Origin of the sequence: Streptomyces sp. CC228A, assembly GCF_021390935.1 — a bacterium.
GTDB lineage: Bacteria > Actinomycetota > Actinomycetes > Streptomycetales > Streptomycetaceae > Streptomyces.
In genome coordinates this window covers 371,768-389,311 of sequence record NZ_JAJPUI010000006.1, presented here as the reverse complement: position 1 = coordinate 389,311, position 17,544 = coordinate 371,768, and the positions used below count along the sequence as shown (strand labels likewise).

The 17,544-nt window shown below is 68.9% G+C and carries 17 protein-coding genes; 10 read left to right on the top strand and 7 right to left on the bottom strand.

Features of this window, described 5'->3' with window-relative positions; translation table 11 throughout:
• Positions 1–5 precede the first annotated feature (5 nt).
• Together L6E17_RS19620 and L6E17_RS19615 are read right to left on the bottom strand one after the other, a co-directional pair.
• A complete protein-coding gene (locus tag L6E17_RS19620) occupies positions 6–1,088 on the bottom strand; it encodes an inositol-3-phosphate synthase (protein WP_236242044.1) in 1,083 nt (360 codons plus the stop codon).
• Positions 1,089–1,136: 48 nt separating this feature from the next.
• Positions 1,137–1,859 (bottom strand): PadR family transcriptional regulator, encoded by a 723-nt coding sequence (locus L6E17_RS19615; protein ID WP_236242043.1) that lies wholly within the window; start codon positions 1,857–1,859, stop codon positions 1,137–1,139.
• Between the two features lie 358 nt (positions 1,860–2,217).
• Here L6E17_RS19615 and L6E17_RS19610 point away from each other — a divergent pair, with 358 nt between their 5' ends.
• Together L6E17_RS19610 and L6E17_RS19605 are read left to right on the top strand one after the other, a co-directional pair.
• Entirely contained in the window at positions 2,218–5,004 is a 2,787-nt protein-coding gene (locus tag L6E17_RS19610; protein WP_236242042.1) for a transglycosylase domain-containing protein, read from the top strand.
• Between the two features lie 132 nt (positions 5,005–5,136).
• Positions 5,137–6,648: a glycosyltransferase family 87 protein gene (locus L6E17_RS19605; protein ID WP_236242041.1), complete on the top strand. Its 1,512-nt coding sequence runs from the start codon at positions 5,137–5,139 to the stop codon at positions 6,646–6,648.
• A gap of 53 nt (positions 6,649–6,701) precedes the next feature.
• Here L6E17_RS19605 and L6E17_RS19600 read toward each other — a convergent pair whose 3' ends face one another.
• The 3 genes from L6E17_RS19600 to L6E17_RS19590 form a co-directional block, all read right to left on the bottom strand.
• The gene (locus L6E17_RS19600) at positions 6,702–7,733 is read right to left on the bottom strand and encodes an alanine racemase (RefSeq protein ID WP_236242040.1); all 1,032 of its coding nucleotides are present in this window, start codon (positions 7,731–7,733) and stop codon (positions 6,702–6,704) included.
• 84 nt (positions 7,734–7,817) lie between these two features.
• Complete coding sequence (locus L6E17_RS19595) at positions 7,818–8,936, bottom strand: peptidoglycan bridge formation glycyltransferase FemA/FemB family protein (protein WP_236242039.1); 1,119 nt, start codon at positions 8,934–8,936, stop codon at positions 7,818–7,820.
• A gap of 109 nt (positions 8,937–9,045) precedes the next feature.
• Positions 9,046–9,360: a hypothetical protein gene (locus L6E17_RS19590; protein ID WP_236242038.1), complete on the bottom strand. Its 315-nt coding sequence runs from the start codon at positions 9,358–9,360 to the stop codon at positions 9,046–9,048.
• 304 nt (positions 9,361–9,664) lie between these two features.
• Between L6E17_RS19590 and rpsF the strand changes: the two genes are divergently transcribed.
• From rpsF to rplI, 4 genes are all read left to right on the top strand, one after another.
• Complete coding sequence (gene rpsF, locus L6E17_RS19585; protein ID WP_236242037.1) at positions 9,665–9,955, top strand: 30S ribosomal protein S6; 291 nt, start codon at positions 9,665–9,667, stop codon at positions 9,953–9,955.
• A gap of 73 nt (positions 9,956–10,028) precedes the next feature.
• Positions 10,029–10,601 carry a single-stranded DNA-binding protein gene (locus L6E17_RS19580; protein WP_236242036.1) on the top strand — a complete coding sequence of 191 codons (573 nt, stop codon included), beginning with the start codon at positions 10,029–10,031 and terminating at the stop codon, positions 10,599–10,601.
• Between the two features lie 56 nt (positions 10,602–10,657).
• Positions 10,658–10,894, top strand: coding sequence for a 30S ribosomal protein S18 (rpsR, locus tag L6E17_RS19575; RefSeq protein WP_003949403.1), 237 nt, complete (start codon positions 10,658–10,660; stop codon positions 10,892–10,894).
• Between the two features lie 17 nt (positions 10,895–10,911).
• Positions 10,912–11,358, top strand: a complete 447-nt coding sequence (rplI, locus tag L6E17_RS19570; RefSeq protein WP_236242035.1) for a 50S ribosomal protein L9 — start codon at positions 10,912–10,914, stop codon at positions 11,356–11,358.
• Between the two features lie 128 nt (positions 11,359–11,486).
• Here rplI and L6E17_RS19565 read toward each other — a convergent pair whose 3' ends face one another.
• The gene (locus tag L6E17_RS19565) at positions 11,487–12,824 is read right to left on the bottom strand and encodes an MATE family efflux transporter (protein WP_236242034.1); all 1,338 of its coding nucleotides are present in this window, start codon (positions 12,822–12,824) and stop codon (positions 11,487–11,489) included.
• Positions 12,825–13,196: 372 nt separating this feature from the next.
• Between L6E17_RS19565 and dnaB the strand changes: the two genes are divergently transcribed.
• Both dnaB and L6E17_RS19555 read left to right on the top strand, forming a co-directional pair.
• A complete protein-coding gene (gene dnaB / locus L6E17_RS19560; RefSeq protein WP_236242033.1) occupies positions 13,197–14,717 on the top strand; it encodes a replicative DNA helicase in 1,521 nt (506 codons plus the stop codon).
• Positions 14,718–14,738: 21 nt separating this feature from the next.
• Positions 14,739–15,083: a LysR family transcriptional regulator gene (locus L6E17_RS19555; protein WP_308315912.1), complete on the top strand. Its 345-nt coding sequence runs from the start codon at positions 14,739–14,741 to the stop codon at positions 15,081–15,083.
• Here L6E17_RS19555 and L6E17_RS19550 read toward each other — a convergent pair.
• Complete coding sequence (locus L6E17_RS19550; RefSeq protein ID WP_236242031.1) at positions 15,068–15,478, bottom strand: DUF6193 family natural product biosynthesis protein; 411 nt, start codon at positions 15,476–15,478, stop codon at positions 15,068–15,070. The genes L6E17_RS19555 and L6E17_RS19550 overlap by 16 nt on opposite strands.
• A gap of 286 nt (positions 15,479–15,764) precedes the next feature.
• Between L6E17_RS19550 and L6E17_RS19545 the strand changes: the two genes are divergently transcribed.
• Positions 15,765–16,957, top strand: a protein-coding gene (locus L6E17_RS19545) for an IS3 family transposase (protein WP_374109074.1) whose coding sequence is annotated in 2 segments (ribosomal slippage) — positions 15,765–16,029 and positions 16,029–16,957 — 1,194 coding nt in all. Because the reading frame shifts where the segments join, the coding sequence is not laid out codon by codon here.
• A 157-nt stretch (positions 16,958–17,114) separates the two neighbouring features.
• Entirely contained in the window at positions 17,115–17,462 is a 348-nt protein-coding gene (locus tag L6E17_RS19540) for a hypothetical protein (protein WP_236242030.1), read from the top strand.
• Positions 17,463–17,544: the final 82 nt, after the last annotated feature.

Below are 17,544 nucleotides of genomic sequence, written 5' to 3'. Positions count from 1 at the left end.
GGGGCTCAGCGCTCGACCTCGCCCCTGATGAACTTCTCGATGTTGTTGCGGGCCTCGTCGTCGAAGTACTGGACCGGCGGGGACTTCATGAAGTACGAGGACGCGGAGAGGATCGGGCCGCCGACGCCGCGGTCCTTGGCGATCTTCGCGGCGCGGAGCGCGTCGATGATGACACCCGCGGAGTTCGGGGAGTCCCACACCTCGAGCTTGTACTCCAGGTTCAGCGGGACGTCGCCGAAGGCGCGGCCCTCAAGGCGCACGTACGCCCACTTGCGGTCGTCCAGCCAGGCCACGTAGTCGGAGGGGCCGATGTGGACGTTGCGCTCGCCCATGTCCCGGTCGGGGATCTGCGAGGTGACGGCCTGCGTCTTGGAGATCTTCTTGGACTCCAGGCGCTCACGCTCCAGCATGTTCTTGAAGTCCATGTTGCCGCCGACGTTCAGCTGCATCGTGCGGTCCAGGATTACGCCCCGGTCCTCGAACAGCTTCGCCATGACGCGGTGCGTGATGGTGGCGCCGACCTGCGACTTGATGTCGTCGCCGACGATCGGGACACCGGCCTCGGTGAACTTGTCCGCCCACTCCTTGGTGCCCGCGATGAACACCGGGAGGGCGTTGACGAAGGCGACCTTGGCGTCGATGGCGCACTGCGCGTAGAACTTGGCAGCGTCCTCCGAGCCCACCGGCAGGTAGCAGACGAGCACGTCGACCTGCTTGTCCTTGAGGACCTGGACGACGTCCACGGGCTCCTCGGAGGACTCCTCGATCGTCTGGCGGTAGTACTTGCCGAGACCGTCCAGGGTGTGGCCGCGCTGCACGGTCACGCCGCTGGCGGGCACGTCGCAGATCTTGATGGTGTTGTTCTCGCTGGCGCCGATGGCGTCGGCGAGGTCCAGGCCCACCTTCTTCGCGTCCACGTCGAAGGCGGCGACGAACTCGATGTCACGGACGTGGTAGTCGCCGAACTGGACGTGCATCAGTCCCGGCACCTTGCTCGCCGGGTCGGCGTCCTTGTAGTACTCGACGCCCTGCACCAGCGAGGCGGCGCAGTTGCCCACGCCGACGATGGCTACGCGAACCGAACCCATTCCGGTTGCTCCCTGTTTGATCTCGACAAGTCCCTGCGGCGCAGGGATTCAGTTGGTGGTGTCGTCGGACGGATCCGGCCGGGTGCTGCCCCCGCGCCGGGGCAGGCCGCCCGTCTCTCCGGACGTGCCGTTCCGGCCCGCGGGCCCGTCGGAGTACGCCGCGCCGGACTGCTCCGGGCCGGCATGCCCCGGGCCGGATCGTCGCTGATCCCGCCCGGCCCGCTCGCTCTCGATGAGCTCGTTGAGCCAGCGCACTTCACGCTCCACGGACTCCATGCCGTGGCGTTGGAGTTCGAGCGTGTAGTCGTCCAGCCGCTCGCGCGTCCGCGCGAGTGAGGCGCGCATCTTCTCCAGCCGTTCCTCGAGGCGGCTGCGGCGGCCTTCCAGCACGCGCATGCGCACCTCGCGCTCCGTCTGCCCGAAGAAGGCGAAGCGTGCCGCGAAGTGCTCGTCCTCCCAGGAGTCGGGACCGGAGTGGGAGAGGAGCTCTTCGAAGCGCTCCTTCCCCTCGGCCGTCAGCCGGTAGACGATCTTGGCGCGGCGCCCGGAGAGGGAGGTGGTGAGGACGTCCTCCGGCTCGTCTCCCGGCTCTTCCGCCAGCCAGCCGTTGGCGACCAGCGTCTTGAGGCACGGGTAGAGGGTCCCGTAACTGAAGGCACGGAAGATGCCGAGCGAGGTGTTGAGCCGCTTGCGCAGCTCGTACCCGTGCATCGGTGCCTCCCGGAGCAGGCCCAGGACGGCGAACTCGAGGATGCCGGAGCGCCTGCTCATCAGTCCCTTCCTCCTCCGTACCGCCTCGTTATACCGCTCTGATGTATCGGTCCGATACATCATGACGATAGAGCGGCACTGGGGTGCCGACAAGTGGGGTGGTCGTGAACGGCGTCACATCCTCAATTCGCAGTAAAGGACTTGCCTGGTTTGGGGTGAAGTCGGAATCAAGGGGTGTTTTGGCCGTGCGTAGTCTTTGCCGCATGCACACCACCGGGAACCAGGGGACGACGGGGGACGTCATCGTCGTGGGTGCAGTGGCGGACGGGCCCGAAGGGCGTGTCCGAGCCATTTCGGGGGGACCGGAACTCAGCTGCCGCTTCCAGGCGTACGCGCCTGCCCGAGGAGTAGTCGTTCGATGAGCGAGCACCGTCGTAAACCGCCGCAGCCGCAGGGTGGCGGCCGTGCCGCGGCCCGGCGCGCTGCCCAGCAGCCCCCCGGCCGCCGGTCGGCCCGGGCGCAGGATGTCAGTACAGGGTCCCCTTCCGAGCCCTACGGCGAGCCGCGCGCCTACGGCGGCCGCGCCGAGGCCCGCCGGGCCGCCCAGCGAGGCGGTCGGCGGCGCGCCGCGGACGGCGCCGGCGGCTCCGGAGGGCACGGCGGCGGACGCCGGGGAGCGGCAGGCGGTCACGACGGGGGCGGCCGCGGCGGCAGGCCCCCCGGCAGGAAGCGGCTGATCGACTACCCGCGCCACGACAAGTACGGCTGGCGCCGCTGGGTGCCGTCCTGGAAGCTCGTGACCGGACTGCTCCTGGCCCTCACGGGCTCCCTCATGGGCGCCGCGACCGTGGCGTACTCCATGGTGGTCGTGCCGAACCCGGACGAGGCGGCGACCGCGCAGAACAACGTCTACTACTGGTCGGACGGCACCCAGATGGCCGCCACCGGTGGTGAGGTGAACCGCCAGATCGTCGGGATGGGCAGCATCCCGCGCGACATGCGCTACGCGGTCATCTCGGCCGAGGACAAGACCTTCGAGAAGAACTCCGGCATCGACCCCATGGGTATCGCCCGCGCCTTCTTCAACATGGCGCGGGGCCAGCAGACGCAGGGCGGCTCGACGGTCACCCAGCAGTACGTGAAGAACAACCGCCTGAACGACCAGGCGCAGACGCTGGACCGGAAGTTCAAGGAGCTGTTCATCTCGATCAAGGTGAACAACCAGCTCACCAAGGACGAGATCATGGCCGGCTACCTGAACACCGCGTACTACGGACGCGGTGCGTACGGGATCCAGGCCGCGGCGCGCACCTACTACGGCAAGGACGCCAAGGACCTCCAGACCAGCGAGTGCGCGTTCCTGACCTCGCTGCTCAAGGGCTCCACGCTCTTCGACCCGCACGGCGCCACCGAGCTCAACCCGTCCGCCACCCCGGAGGCCAACCTGAAACGGGTCACGGAGCGGTGGAAGTGGATCCTCGACGAGATGGTCGAGGACGGCCACCTCGACCCGGCGAAGCGCGCCGAGATCACCGACTTCCCGATGCCGGACCCCCCGAAGAAGCAGGCCCAGCTGAGCGGCCAGGTCGGTTACCTGGTGGACCTGGCCAAGGCGTACTTCGTCAACAACAACGACCAGGGCATCACGGCGGACGACCTCTCCCAGGGCGGCTACGAGATCCACACGACCTTCGACAAGAAGAAGGTCAAGGCGATGGAGGACTCCGTCAAGGCGGTGTACGACAAGCACATCGACCCGGTGAAGCGGCCCAAGTACGACACCCACGTGCAGTTCGGCGGCGCCACCGTCGACGTGGAGACCGGCGCCATCCTCGCCATCTACGGAGGTACGGACGCCACCAAGCACTTCACCAACAACGCCGACACGACCGGAGCCCAGGTCGGTTCGACGTTCAAGCCGTTCGTGCTGGCCGCCGCCATGCGAGACGGCGTCCGCGACCCCGCCAAGGGACCCGACCAGGGACCGGACACCCGCACCCTGGTCGACCCGGACAAGGCGGTCTACAACGGCGACAACAAGCTCACGATCCGGAACTACGACCGCACGGTCTGGCACGACGAGGACGGCAAGGAGTGGCGCCAGGTCAACGACGGCGACGCCGACTACGGTGACATCGACCTCCGTGAGGCGATGGTCCACTCCGCCAACTCGCCGTTCGTGCAGCTCGGCATGGACGTGGGCATCCCGCAGGTCCGGCAGGCAGCCATCGACGCGGGCCTTCTGGAAACCAGCCTCGCCAAGGGCAACGTCCCGTCGTTCTCGATCGGTACCTCCGAGCCCAGCGCCATCCGCATGGCCAGCGCGTACGGCACCTTCGCCGCGAACGGCGAGCAGCGGGACCCGTACTCGGTCACCAAGGTGCTCAAGAACGGCAAGGAGATCTACAAGCACGAGGACAAGGTGAAGCAGGCCTTCACCAAGGCCATCACCAGCAACGTCACCGACGTGCTCGTGGACGTCGTCAAGAAGGGCACCGGCACGAAGGCCGCTGTCCCGGGCCACCAGATCGCCGGCAAGACCGGTACCACCGACGGCAACAAGTCGGCCTGGTTCGTGGGCTACACCCCGAAGTACGCGACGGCGATCGACATGTACCGGCTGGACGACGACGCGTCCAACAAGAACCGCAAGTTCGAGGAGATGTTCCACACGGGCGGTGTGCCGAAGGTGCACGGCTCGGGCTTCCCGTCCCAGGTGTGGAAGTCGTACATGTCGAAGGTGCTGGAGGGCGAGACCCCGCTGAAGTTCCCGGCACCGGAGAAGCTGGACACCGAGCCCGTGTACGGCGGCGGCGCGAAGAGCCCCGAGCCGACGCCGAGCGACACCCCGGAGGCGAGCCCGTCGCCGGAGCCGAGCACCGAGTCCCCGAGCCCCTCCAGCGACCCCGAGCCGAGCAAGGAGCCCAAGCCCGACAAGGACTGCGGCGTGTTCGACTGGGACTGCGAGACGGACGGGGGCGCTGACGGAGGCGGCGGCCAGGACGGCGGCGGCACCACGACCGGCACCACCGACGGCGGGACGACCACCGACGGCACCACCGACACCGGCGGGACCACCGCCACGGACGGCGGGACGACCACCGACGGCGGGACCACCGGCACCGACGGCGGGACGACCACCACCGACGACGGAGGCGGCGGCAACGGCAACGGCAACGGCGGCAACGGCGGCTGGTTCGGCTAGCCGCCGCCCCGCCCCGAGCGGCCGCCGGTCGCACCTGGCGAAGAGGGCCGCCGCACCCGGTACGCGCACACCGCGTGCCCCGGTGCGGCGGCCCTCGGCGCGTTCGCGGCGGGGTGCGGCAGGATAGCCCCCATGCCGAGCCCACAGCACACGACTGCGCCACCGGACCGGTCCGTCGTGGCACCCACCCACCAGGACGAGGTCGCGGCCGCCGGCAGCGAGCTGATCGGCGGCCCCGTCGGCCGCTGGGCGCGCCTCGGCCGCAGCCGCCTCTCCCCTGTGCACGTCGTGGCCCTGACCGCCATCGGGATGTTCGCCCTCGGCATGGTGCAGAAGCTGCCCTGCTACAACTGGGCCTGGTTCCGCGGAGCCGCCTCGCAGTACACCCACGCCTGCTACTCGGACATCCCGCACCTCTTCGTGGGCCGCGGCTTCGCGGACGGGCTGATCCCGTACTTCGACCGGTTCCCGGGCGACATGCAGTACCTGGAGTACCCGGTGCTCACGGGGCTCTTCATGCAGGTCGCGGCCTGGCTCACACCGGGCGGCGGCGATCTGCAGTACCGCGAGCAGATGTACTGGACGGCCAACGCCGGCATGCTGCTCGTCTGCACCGCCGTGATCGCGGTGTGCGTGGCCCGCACGCACCGCCGCCGCCCCTGGGACGCCCTGCTCGTCGCCCTGGCCCCGGCGTTCGCGCTGACCGCGACCATCAACTGGGACCTGCTGGCGCTCGCGCTGACGGCCGCCGCGATGCTCATGTGGAGCCGGGGCCGGGCGCTGGCCTTCGGCGTGCTCCTCGGCCTCGCGACGGCCGCGAAGCTGTATCCGTTCCTGCTGCTGGGACCGGTCCTGGTGCTGTGCTGGCGCGCCGGGAAGTGGCGGGAGCTCACGCTCGCCGTGCTGGGCACGGCCGGGGCGTGGCTCGCCGTGAACCTGCCCGTGATGCTGCTCGCCCCGGAGGGCTGGAAGCGGTTCTACGTCTTCAGCCAGGAGCGCACCATCGACTTCGGTTCGGTGTGGCTGGTCCTCACGCAGCGCTTCGGCATGGACATCGACGTCGAGGCGGTCAACCTGTACGCGACCGTCCTCATGGTCCTGGCCTGCGCGGGCGTCGCCGCGCTCGCCCTGGCCGCACCGCGGAGGCCGCGCTTCGCACAGCTGGCGTTCCTCGTGGTGGCCGCGTTCATCCTGACCAACAAGGTGTACTCGCCGCAGTACGTGCTGTGGCTCATCCCGCTGGCCGCGCTCGCCCGGCCCCGCTGGCGGGACTTCCTGATCTGGCAGGCCTGCGAGGTCTGCTACTTCCTCGGCATCTGGATGTACCTGGTGTACGTCACCACCGACCACAAGCAGGGCCTGCCCCCCGAGGGCTACCACCTGGCGATCGCCCTGCACCTCGCGGGGACGCTGTTCCTGTGCGCCGTGGTCGTACGCGACATCCTGCGGCCGGACCGGGACCCGGTACGGCGGGACGGCTCGGACGACCCGTCCGGGGGCGTCCTGGACGGGGCGAAGGACGTCTTCGTGGTGCGGCGCGCGCCGGCCGGGGACGGGCAGCAGGCCCTCGCGGGCGACGGCCGCGGCGGCTCCGGTGGGCCCGGGCCCGGTGGGCGGCGCGTGGGCGGTCAGCCGCCGGTGTAGCGGCGGGCACTCCTGCGGGGCCGCCGCACCGCGGCTGCCGCCCCGCAGGGCTGCTAGCGGTCGACGAGCCGGTCGTACTGCGTCGTCGTGTGGCGCAGGTGCGCCACCAGCTCGTCGCCGACCTTCGGCTCCTGCGCGTCCGCCGGGACGAACAGGAGGGAGACCTGCATGTGCGGCGGCTCGGCGAACCAGCGCTGCTTGCCCGACCACACGAAGGGCGAAAGGTTCCGGTTGACCGTCGCCAGCCCGGCGCGGGCCACGCCCTTCGCCCGGGGCATCACGCCGTGCATGGCCTTCGGCGCCTCCAGGCCCACGCCGTGCGAGGTGCCGCCCGCCACCACGACCAGCCAGCCGTCGGACGCGGCCCGCTGCTGCCGGTAGCCGAAGCGGTCCCCCCTGGCCACCCGGGTGACGTCCAGGACGGCGCCCCGGTACTGGGTCGCCTCGTGGTCGCCCAGCCACAGCCGGGTGCCGATGCGGGCACGGAACCGGGTCTGCGGGAACTGCTGCTGGAGCCGCGCCAGCTCGTCGGCGCTCAGGTGGCTCACGAACATGGTGTGCAGCGGCAGCCGGGCGGCCCGCAACCGCTCCATCCAGCCCATGACCTCCTCGACGGCGTCCGAGCCGTCGGTGCGGTCGAGCGGCAGGTGGATCGCGAAGCCCTCCAGACGGACGTCCTCGATGGCCGACTGCAGCCGCCCCAGGTCCGCCTCCGAGACGCCGTGCCGCTTCATGGAGCTCATGACCTCGATGACGACCCGTGCGCCGACCAGGGCGTGCACCCCGTCCACGGACGACACGGAGCGGATGACGCGGTCCGGCAGCGGCACCGGCTCCTCGCCGCGGCGGAACGGGGTCAGGACGAGGAGGTCGCCGCCGAACCAGTCCTTCATCCGCGCCGCCTCGTAGGTGGTGCCCACGGCGAGCATGTCGGCGCCGAAGCGGTTCACCTCCTCGGCGAGCCGCTCGTGGCCGAACCCGTACCCGTTGCCCTTGCACACGGGCACGAGCCCCGGGAACTGGTCGATCACGGACTTCTGGTGCGCCCGCCAGCGAGCGGTGTCGACGTAGAGGGAGAGCGCCATGACCGGTCCGGACCCTTTCTTCGGCGGTGAGTGTCGGTGTACGAGACGCGTACGAGCCTACGGAACGTCGGCGGGCACGACGCGTCAGCGGCGGGACATGTAGATGTCGAGGGCCTTGTGCAGCAGCTTGTTCAGCGGGAAGTCCCACTCGCCGAGGTACTCGGCCGCCTCGCCGCCCGTACCGACCTTGAACTGGATCAGGCCGAAGAGGTGGTCCGTCTCGTCCAGCGAGTCGGAGATGCCGCGCAGGTCGTACACCGTCGCGCCCATGGCGTAGGCGTCGCGCAGCATCCGCCACTGCATGGCGTTCGAGGGGCGGACCTCGCGGCCGATGTTGTCGGAGGCGCCGTACGAGTACCAGACGTGGCCGCCCACGACGAGCATGGTGGCCGCCGCCAGGTTCACGCCGTTGTGGCGGGCGAAGTACAGGCGCATGCGGTTGGGGTCCTCGTGGTTGAGGACGGTCCACATGCGCTGGAAGTACGACAGCGGGCGCGGCCGGAACTTGTCGCGCACCGCCGTGATCTCGTAGAGGCGCTGCCACTCGCCGAGGTCGTCGAAGCCGCCCTGGACGACCTCCACCCCCGCCTTCTCGGCCTTCTTGATGTTGCGCCGCCACAGCTGGTTGAAGCCCTTGAAGACGTCGTCCAGCGAGCGGTTCGCCAGCGGCACCTGGTACACGTAGCGGGGCTGCACGTCCCCGAAGCCGGCGCCGCCGTCCTCGCCCTGCTGCCAGCCCATCTTGCGCAGCCGGTCGGCCACTTCGAAGGCACGCGGCTCGATGAACGACGCCTCGACGTCCCGCAGCCTCTTGACGTCGGGGTCCTGGATGCCGGCCTTGATCGCGGGCGCGTTCCAGCGCCGGATGACGACCGGCGGGCCCATCTTCACGGAGAAGGCGCCCTGGTTCTTCAGGTGCTGCAGCATGGGCCGCAGCCAGTCGTCGAGGTTCGGCGCGTACCAGTTGATGACCGGGCCCTCGGGGAGGTAGGCCAGGTACCGCTTGATCTTGGGGAGCTGCCGGTAGAGCACGAGGCCGACGCCCACCAGCTCGTTGTTCCTGTCGAACCAGCCCAGGCTCTCCGAACGCCACTCCGTCTTCACGTCCGCCCACGCCGGGACCTGGCAGTGACTCGCCGCGGGCAGACTCTGGATGTAGGCCAGATGCTGCTCTCGGCTGATGGTCCGCAGGGTCAGGCTCATGTGGGGCGCTCCTCGGCTGGTAAGTCCCCCATTGGTCAGGGGTTCCGGCTCTCGCGCCGAAGCCTACTGGCAGCGAGGAGCGCCCCGGAGGGGCGTACGCCCGGAGGGTTCAGCCGAACACGCCGCCGAAGAGCCCGCCGCGGGCCATCCCGAGGAAGAACCCGACCGCCGAGGCGCCCAAGCCCACGACCAGGAAGGTGCGTTCGCGCGTCGTCTCCGAGATGAACTGGCCGTAGGCGCCGGTGAGGATGCCGACGAGCCCGGCCCAGGACGCGATGAGGTGGAGGCTGTGGAACTGGGCGGTGACGACGGCCAGCACGCCCAGCACCAGGGTGACGCCCATGAGCGTGTCCTGGAGCGGATGCGGCTTGCCGTCCGTGGCGAACAGGGACGAGGAGGGATGACGCTGGAACACGTGAGCCATGGGGCACCTCCTGGCTGTGCCGGAGGGCGCCGCACTGTAGCGCCGCCCGTACCCGTTGCTGTCCAGGGTGCGTCCCCCGGCCGCCGGATTTCAACCGGAAGCGGGTGTGCGGGTACTCTGTACCGTCTGCACAGGTGTCTGCCCATGCCCGGGTGCCATCGTCACGCCACGTGACGGATGGCGGTCGCGGGCCGACGCTGACGGCCAGAGGGCTGTCGGCGGGGCCGGATACCGTGCGTACGCATTACGACCCTCCTGCCACGGAACGACCGTGGCCGCTGAGTCCAAAGGAGGTGGGTTCCACATGCGTCACTACGAGGTGATGGTCATCCTCGACCCCGATCTTGAGGAGCGCGCTGTCTCCCCGCTGATCGAGAGCTTCCTCTCCGTCGTCCGCGAGGGCAGCGGCAAGGTCGAGAAGGTCGACACCTGGGGCCGTCGTCGTCTCGCTTACGAGATCAAGAAGAAGCCCGAGGGCATCTACTCGGTCATCGACCTGCAGGCCGAGCCTGCGGTCGTCAAGGAGCTCGACCGCCAGATGAACCTGAACGAGTCGGTCCTCCGGACCAAGGTGCTCCGTCCCGAGACCCACTGAGCCTTCCGCTCACAGGTCATCGGGTCCGAGTAGCAGCAAGCAGCCAGCAGCAATCCCGCCGAGAGGTTCACCCATGGCAGGCGAGACCGTTATCACGGTCGTCGGCAACCTGGTCGACGACCCCGAGCTGCGCTTCACGGCGTCCGGTGCGGCGGTCGCGAAGTTCCGCGTCGCGTCGACTCCCCGCACCTTCGACCGCCAGACCAACGAGTGGAAGGACGGCGAGAGCCTGTTCCTGACCTGCTCGGTCTGGCGCCAGGCGGCGGAGAACGTCGCCGAGTCGCTTCAGAAGGGCATGCGCGTCGTCGTGCAGGGCCGACTGAAGCAGCGGTCCTACGACGACCGCGAGGGCGTCAAGCGCACGGTCTTCGAGCTGGACGTCGAGGAAGTCGGTCCGAGCCTCCGCAACGCCACGGCCAAGGTCACCAGGACCACCGGCCGGGGCGGGCAGGGCGGCTACGGCGGCGGCCCGCAGGCGGACAGCGGCCCGTGGGGCGGCGGCCAGCAGGCTCCGCAGGGCGGCGGCGGTCCCGCCGGCGACCCGTGGGGCGGCGGCCAGCCGTCGGGCGGCCCGCAGGGCGGCCCGAGCTCCGGTTGGGGCGGCGGCGGCAGCGGCGGCGGCTACTCGGACGAGCCCCCCTTCTAGGAGCCCAGTGCTCCTGGGGATAGCTCCCCACTTCTTGATCACACAGGAGAAACACCATGGCGAAGCCGCCTGTGCGCAAGCCCAAGAAGAAGGTTTGCGCGTTCTGCAAGGACAAGGTCACGTACGTGGACTACAAGGACACGAACATGCTGCGGAAGTTCATTTCCGACCGCGGCAAGATCCGTGCCCGCCGCGTGACCGGCAACTGCACGCAGCACCAGCGTGACGTCGCCACGGCCGTCAAGAACAGCCGTGAGATGGCGCTGCTGCCCTACACGTCCACCGCGCGCTAAGGAAGGGTGACCTACTGATGAAGATCATCCTCACCCACGAGGTCTCCGGCCTCGGCGCTGCCGGCGACGTCGTCGACGTCAAGGACGGTTACGCCCGCAACTACCTGGTCCCGCGCGGTTTCGCGATCCGCTGGACCAAGGGTGGCGAGAAGGACGTGGCGCAGATCCGCCGCGCCCGCAAGATCCACGAGATCGCGACCATCGAGCAGGCCAACCAGATCAAGGCCCAGCTCGAAGGCGTGAAGGTGCGTCTGGCCGTCCGCTCGGGCGACACCGGCCGCCTCTTCGGCTCCGTCACGCCGGCCGACATCGCTTCGGCGATCAAGGCCGCGGGTGGCCCGGACGTCGACAAGCGCCGCGTCGAGCTCGGTGCGCCGATCAAGAGCCTGGGCGCCCACCAGGTGTCCGTGCGTCTGCACCCCGAGGTTGCTGCCAACCTCGGCGTTGAGGTCGTCGCCGCCTGAGTGTCGCCTCAGCCTCGCTGAGCACAGCGAAGGGCCGTACCCGCATGGGTACGGCCCTTCGTCATGTTTCACGTGAAACTGCGCGATCTAGTACGGCGACGTTTCACGTGAAACCGCGCATGGCCCGGTCAGCGCGTGGCGCCTGTGACGATCCAGCGGCCGGAGCGGCTCCGGAGCCAGAGCGTCAGCATGCGGACCAGCATCATCAGGGTCATGGCCCACCACAGGGCTGTGAGGCCGCCGCCGAGAACGGGGATAAGGAGGGCAACCGGAGTGAAGACAGCCAGGGTCACCACCATCGCACCGGCCAAGTACGGTCCGTCCCCCGCGCCCATCAGCACGCCATCGAGGACGAACACGACCCCGGCAATCGGCTGCGACAGGGCGACGACCAGCAGTGCGGGCAGCAAGGTGTCGTGAACTGCTTCGTCGCTGGTGAAGAGCGGAATGAACAGCGGCCGGGCGGCGATGACCAGGACGCCGAGCACAAGTCCCGAAGCGATGCCCCACTGCACCATGCGTCGGCAGGCGGCTCGGGCACCCTCGGTATCGCCGGCGCCCAGATACCGCCCGATGATGGCTTGCCCGGCGATCGCGATGGCGTCCAGCGCGAACGCCAGCAGGCTCCACAGGGACAGGACGATCTGATGGGCGGCCGCATCGGTGTCGCCCAACCGAGCCGCGATGGCCGTGGCGATCAGCAGGACGGCACGGAGGGAAAGCGTGCGAATGAGCAGCGGCACACCGGCCTGGGCGCTGGCCCGAATGCCGGCGGGATCGGGTCGCAGGGACGCGCCGTGGCGCCGGGCGCCTCGGAGGACGACCACGAGGTAGGCCGCCGCCATGCCGCACTGGGCGATCACCGTGCCCCAGGCGGATCCCGCGACGCCGAGCCCGGCTCCGTACACGAGGAGTACGTTGAGCAGCGCGTTGGCGCCGAAACCGGCGATGGCGACGTACAGGGGAGTCCGGGTGTTCTGCAGACCGCGCAGCACACCCGTCGCGGCGAGCACGACGAGCATCGCCGGAATGCCGAGGCTGGAGATGCGCAGGTAGGTGGTGGCATGCGGGGCGGCCGTGGCCGAGGCTCCGAACGCCTCGACGACCCAGGAAGCCGTGGGCAGGGTGACGGCGACGACGGCGAGGCCGAGGAACAGGGCCAGCCAGATGCCGTCCATTCCCTGGCGGAGCGCCGCGGGCAGGTCGTTGGCGCCCACGAGCCGTGCGACCGCCGCCGTGGTGGCGTAGGCGAGGAACACGAAGATGCTCACGGCGGTGGACAGCAGGGCCGCAGCGACTCCGAGGCCGGCCAGTTGGGCTGTTCCCAGATGGCCGATGATGGCACTGTCCGCGACGACGAAGAGCGGCTCGGCGACGAGGGCTCCGAAGGCGGGGATGGCGAGGGCGATGATCTCGCGGTCATGCTGGCGCCGGGTACGCGGCGGTGCCGGGGGAGCCTGGGTCATGCGTCCAATGTAATGTCCACAGGTAATGGACGCAATGGCATATTGATCCTTACGCGCTGGCCCCTTCGTGTGGCTCGCAGGAGGACGTTGCGCCGAACTCGCGCTGCCTGGAGAAGTTTTTCTCCCCCACAGCCCGTGGAAGGAAAGCGCGCAGGTCAGCCAGGGTGCCATGGAGGGGCTATGAGTTTGTCCACATCGCTTTCCCCTGGTCCGTGCACAGGATCGGCAGGGTTCTCCACAGCATTGGGCTGTTCATGCACAGGCCCTGTGGATAACCAGATTGGCTGACGCCCTCCAGGGGCCTACCGTTGTGCGGCGCCCGAGTGGGCGGCATGGCAAGGTCCGCCGGTGCGGACGGGAGGAGGTGGGCCGGTGAGCATCCCCGAGCCCTTGGACGACCCCTGGACCGACAGCGGGCCCAGCGACCGCCTTCCCGTCTCCCGCCGGCACGGTGACGGGCTTCCGGGGGAGGGCCGCGGCGGTGCCCGCGGCGGCCGCGGTCGGGGGCGCGAGGAGCAGCACGAGCGGGGCGGCGACGGCGCGGCCCCCTGGGACACCGGTGCGGCCGGCTTCGAGCGTGTCCCCCCGCAGGACCTGGACGCCGAGCAGTCCGTACTGGGCGGCATGCTGCTGTCCAAGGACGCCATCGCCGAGGTCGTCGAGGTCATCAAGAGCCAGGACTTCTACCGGCCCGCCCACGAGACCATCTACCAGGCGATCCTCGATCTCTATGCCAAGGGAGAGCCCGCCGACCCGATCACGGTGGCCGCCGAGCTGACCAAGCGCGGCGAGATCACCCGGGTGGGCGGCGCCTCGTACCTGCACACCCTGGTGCAGACCGTGCCGACCGCGGCCAACGCCGCGTACTACGCGGAGATCGTCCACGAGCGGGCGGTGCTCCGCCGCCTCGTGGAGGCGGGCACCAAGATCACGCAGATGGGATACGCCGCCGACGGCGACGTCGACGAGATCGTGAACCAGGCGCAGGCGGAGATCTACGCCGTCACGGAGCAGCGCACCAGTGAGGACTACCTGCCGCTGGGCGACATCATGGAGGGCGCCCTCGACGAGATCGAGGCGATCGGCTCCCGCAGCGGCGAGATGACGGGCGTCCCGACCGGCTTCTCGGACTTCGACGCGCTGACGAACGGGCTGCACCCGGGGCAGATGATCGTCATTGCCGCCCGTCCGGCCATGGGCAAGTCGACACTGGCCCTGGACTTCGCCCGTGCCTGCTCCATCAAGCACAACCTGCCGAGCGTCATCTTCTCCCTGGAAATGGGGCGCAACGAGATCGCGATGCGCCTGCTGTCCGCGGAGGCCCGGGTCGCCCTGCACCACATGCGCTCCGGGTCCATGACGGACGAGGACTGGACCCGGTTGGCCCGTCGGATGCCGGACGTCTCCCAGGCACCGCTCTACATCGACGACTCCCCCAACCTGTCGATGATGGAGATCCGGGCCAAGTGCCGTCGCCTGAAGCAGCGCAACAACCTGAAGCTCGTCGTCATCGACTACCTCCAGCTGATGCAGTCCGGCGGCTCCCGCCGGGCCGAGAGCCGGCAGCAGGAGGTCTCCGAGATGTCGCGAAACCTGAAGCTGCTGGCGAAGGAGCTGGAGCTCCCGGTCATCGCCCTGTCGCAGCTGAACCGCGGCCCCGAGCAGCGCACCGACAAGAAGCCCATGGTGTCGGACCTGCGCGAGTCCGGCTCGATCGAGCAGGACGCCGACATGGTGATCCTGCTGCACCGCGAGGATGCCTACGAGAAGGAGTCCCCCCGCGCCGGCGAGGCCGACCTGATCGTCGCCAAGCACCGTAACGGCCCCACGGCGACCATCACGGTGGCCTTCCAGGGCCACTACTCCCGCTTTGTCGACATGGCCCAGACCTGACCGCTTGGTGTCGGGCCTCAGATTTCGTGGCCAAATCTCACGAGCGATGGCATATCTGACACGAATCTGAGACTGGCAGGTCAAGTCGCTCACTCGTATGGGTGGCTGGGCTCTGATGCTGGTGCCTCCGAGGGAAGCTCGCTGACACCGTGGGCTCATCCCACCCTCACCGAAGCAGCCCAAGACCTCGGCATCCACCAGTCGGCCCTGGTGACCCAGATCAACCGCCTCGAACGGGACCTCGGAGAGGCACTGCTTGAACGCGCGGAACGCGGCCGGGCCATGAAGCTGACTCCCTTCGGCGAGAAGGTCATCGCGGCCATCAGCACCATGCAGGGTCAGATCGCGAGTCAGCCCCGACGCTGATCGTTTGCAGTGCCTGCGGCAGCAGGCCCGCAGTTCGCCGGAAGCGCCCCCACCACCATGGAGATGGCTGCAGCCGCGCTGTCGCCTTCACCGATGACCGTTCCACGAGAAGGACCGCAGACGCGATATCGACCGTCGCTCAGCGGATCGATGAACGGCACGTCCCATGAGTACGGGAACCCGGTGCAGGTCGTGAAGTGCAGCGACCAGTGGCTGGTGAACGGATACAACTGCCGCAGCTTCGGTTCGGCGAACGCGGCCTCGGCGAGCGCCAGTGTCTGGCGGGCGAGGTCGAGTCGATCGGCCTCCCGGCGCAAGTCCTCCAAGAGAAGTCGCCACTGCACGGTGACTGCCTCGGCCGGACCGCGTTCATGCGCTTCGGCCAACTCGCTCACCTCGATGAAGGAAGAATCACCCTGGATCTCACGGAGCCTGGCCCCGTCACGCCAACCTGCCGCAGCTCGGGCCAGCTCGCCCAGATCGGAAGTCGATCCCGAGAGCAGCTGAACCCCTTGGCACGGGCCATTGATGTTGAACCAACGGCTCTCCGACCCTATAAGAATCCAGCAGGGCTCCCGGCCAGGGGCTGTGCTGGTGACGCTGGCTGTCTGAGCTGACCCCGGTTTCGTGGAGTCCCTGAAGCCAGGCTTATGATCCTGGCCCGAAGGAGAACCACGAGCAGTGCCAGCACCACGTAAGTACCCGGACGAACTCCGCGAGCGGGCCGTCCGCGAAGTCCGCACCACCGGCCGTCCGATCGCGCATGTCGCGAAGGACCTGGGCATCCACAAGGAGGCCCTGCGCGGCTGGGTCCGCCAGGCCGAGGCGGACAGCGGCAAACGCGACGACCGGCTGACCGCCGCAGAGCACGAGGAGCTGAAGCAACTTCGCAAGGAAGTAGCGGAGTTGAGGCGGGCGAACGAGATCCTCAAAGCGGCGAGTGCGCTTTTTGCCCGGGAGCTCGACCGTCCCCGGACGAGGCCGACCAGGTGATCGACAGCCTGAAAGAAGACGGCTTCGGGGTCGGGCCCGTATGCCGGGTGCTCGGCTGGTCCGAGTCCGCCTACTACGCCCGCAAGAAGCGGCCGAAGTCCGCGCGCCGGCTCCGTGACGAGCAGCTCATGCCACTGATCGAGCAGGTTCACTCCGAGTCCGGCGGCACCTATGGGGTTCGGCGGATCACCCGTGCGCTGCGGCGCGAGGGTGTGGTGGTGGCCCGCTGCACCGTCGAGCGGCTGATGGGCGAGCTGGGCCTGGAGGGCGTGATCCGCGGGCAGCGGCGGCGGACCACCGTGCCGGAGCCGTCGGCGCCCCGCCCGCCGGACCTGGTCGACCGGGATTTCACCGCCTCGCGGCCGGACCAGCTGTGGGTGGCGGACATGACGTATGTGCGCACCTGGTCCGGCTGGGCGTACGTGGCGTTCGTCCTGGACGTGTACTCGCGGATGATCGTCGGCTGGCAGGTCGCGAACCACATGCGGACTGAACTGCCGTTGGATGCCCTGGAGATGGCGTTGTGGAGGCGGAGGATCAAGAAGGGCTCCGGCCTCATTCATCACAGCGACCGCGGGTCGCAGTACGTATCCATTCGGTATACCGAGAGGCTGTCCGAGATCGGGGCTTCGGCCTCGGTCGGCTCGGTCGCGGACAGCTATGACAACGCGATGGCCGAGGCGTTGAACGGCACCTTCAAGGCCGAGCTGATCGAGATGCAGGGCCCTTGGCGGGACGTCGACCAGGTCGAGCGGGCGATCTTCCAGTGGGTCGCGTGGTACAACGAGGAACGGCTCCACTCAGCCCTCGACTACGTACCGCCCGCCGAGTACGAACGCGCCTGGCGTCGACAACAGGAAGCCACCCCGCAGTCCGCCTGAACAAGATCACCAGACTCTACGAAACTCGGGGCAGCTCACCCATCCGCCCAGCCCACGTTGCTTCCAGCATCCGAGAAGCACGGAACCGAGGCTGGGAACCAACGAGGGCCGGGTCTCCTTTTCAGCTCGACCGATCCTCAGGGTTCATCGCCCAGCCATGAGACAGAGCGAAGAGGGGCAACCCATCTCGGCCGAACTGCCGCAGAGGCTCCAGGCATGGTTGGCCGAGCATGAGGACCGCTTGCAGTCCTGCGGAATCACGGGTCCCATCCAGCAGTCGCCCGAGGACGGCCGAACCAAGACCAGCACCTGGATGACGCTCGAGAACGATGAGTACGTCGCCGTGCTCATTGTCTGGAGCAGCGGGGAAGCCGAGCTTGAGTACGGGGACGTGGCAACAGGCCAGGTCCGACAACAGCACCGGGATCTCTGCACTGTCCAGGACCTCCTCGACGCCATCGAGACCATCCGTGAATGGATCCGCACGAGGGCGAGCCATCCCTAGAAGGGTGACCCCCGGCGAGTTTGAGGAGCCTGGGCAGATTGCAGCCCGACCCCCGCCGACCTCTCGGTGTTCCGAGGGCTTC

Bases quoted from the DNA above. Each gene is read 5' to 3' on its own strand.
- rpsR (WP_003949403.1), top strand. From the start codon at position 10,658: ATGGCGAAGCCGCCTGTGCGCAAGCCCAAGAAGAAGGTTTGCGCGTTC.
- L6E17_RS19605 (WP_236242041.1), top strand. From the start codon at position 5,137: ATGCCGAGCCCACAGCACACGACTGCGCCACCGGACCGGTCCGTCGTG.
- rpsF (WP_236242037.1), top strand. From the start codon at position 9,665: ATGCGTCACTACGAGGTGATGGTCATCCTCGACCCCGATCTTGAGGAG.
- L6E17_RS19610 (WP_236242042.1), top strand. From the start codon at position 2,218: ATGAGCGAGCACCGTCGTAAACCGCCGCAGCCGCAGGGTGGCGGCCGT.
- L6E17_RS19565 (WP_236242034.1), bottom strand. From the start codon at position 12,824: ATGACCCAGGCTCCCCCGGCACCGCCGCGTACCCGGCGCCAGCATGAC.
- L6E17_RS19540 (WP_236242030.1), top strand. From the start codon at position 17,115: ATGAGACAGAGCGAAGAGGGGCAACCCATCTCGGCCGAACTGCCGCAG.
- rplI (WP_236242035.1), top strand. From the start codon at position 10,912: ATGAAGATCATCCTCACCCACGAGGTCTCCGGCCTCGGCGCTGCCGGC.
- L6E17_RS19590 (WP_236242038.1), bottom strand. From the start codon at position 9,360: ATGGCTCACGTGTTCCAGCGTCATCCCTCCTCGTCCCTGTTCGCCACG.
- L6E17_RS19595 (WP_236242039.1), bottom strand. From the start codon at position 8,936: ATGAGCCTGACCCTGCGGACCATCAGCCGAGAGCAGCATCTGGCCTAC.
- L6E17_RS19615 (WP_236242043.1), bottom strand. From the start codon at position 1,859: ATGAGCAGGCGCTCCGGCATCCTCGAGTTCGCCGTCCTGGGCCTGCTC.
- L6E17_RS19580 (WP_236242036.1), top strand. From the start codon at position 10,029: ATGGCAGGCGAGACCGTTATCACGGTCGTCGGCAACCTGGTCGACGAC.
- L6E17_RS19620 (WP_236242044.1), bottom strand. From the start codon at position 1,088: ATGGGTTCGGTTCGCGTAGCCATCGTCGGCGTGGGCAACTGCGCCGCC.
- L6E17_RS19600 (WP_236242040.1), bottom strand. From the start codon at position 7,733: ATGGCGCTCTCCCTCTACGTCGACACCGCTCGCTGGCGGGCGCACCAG.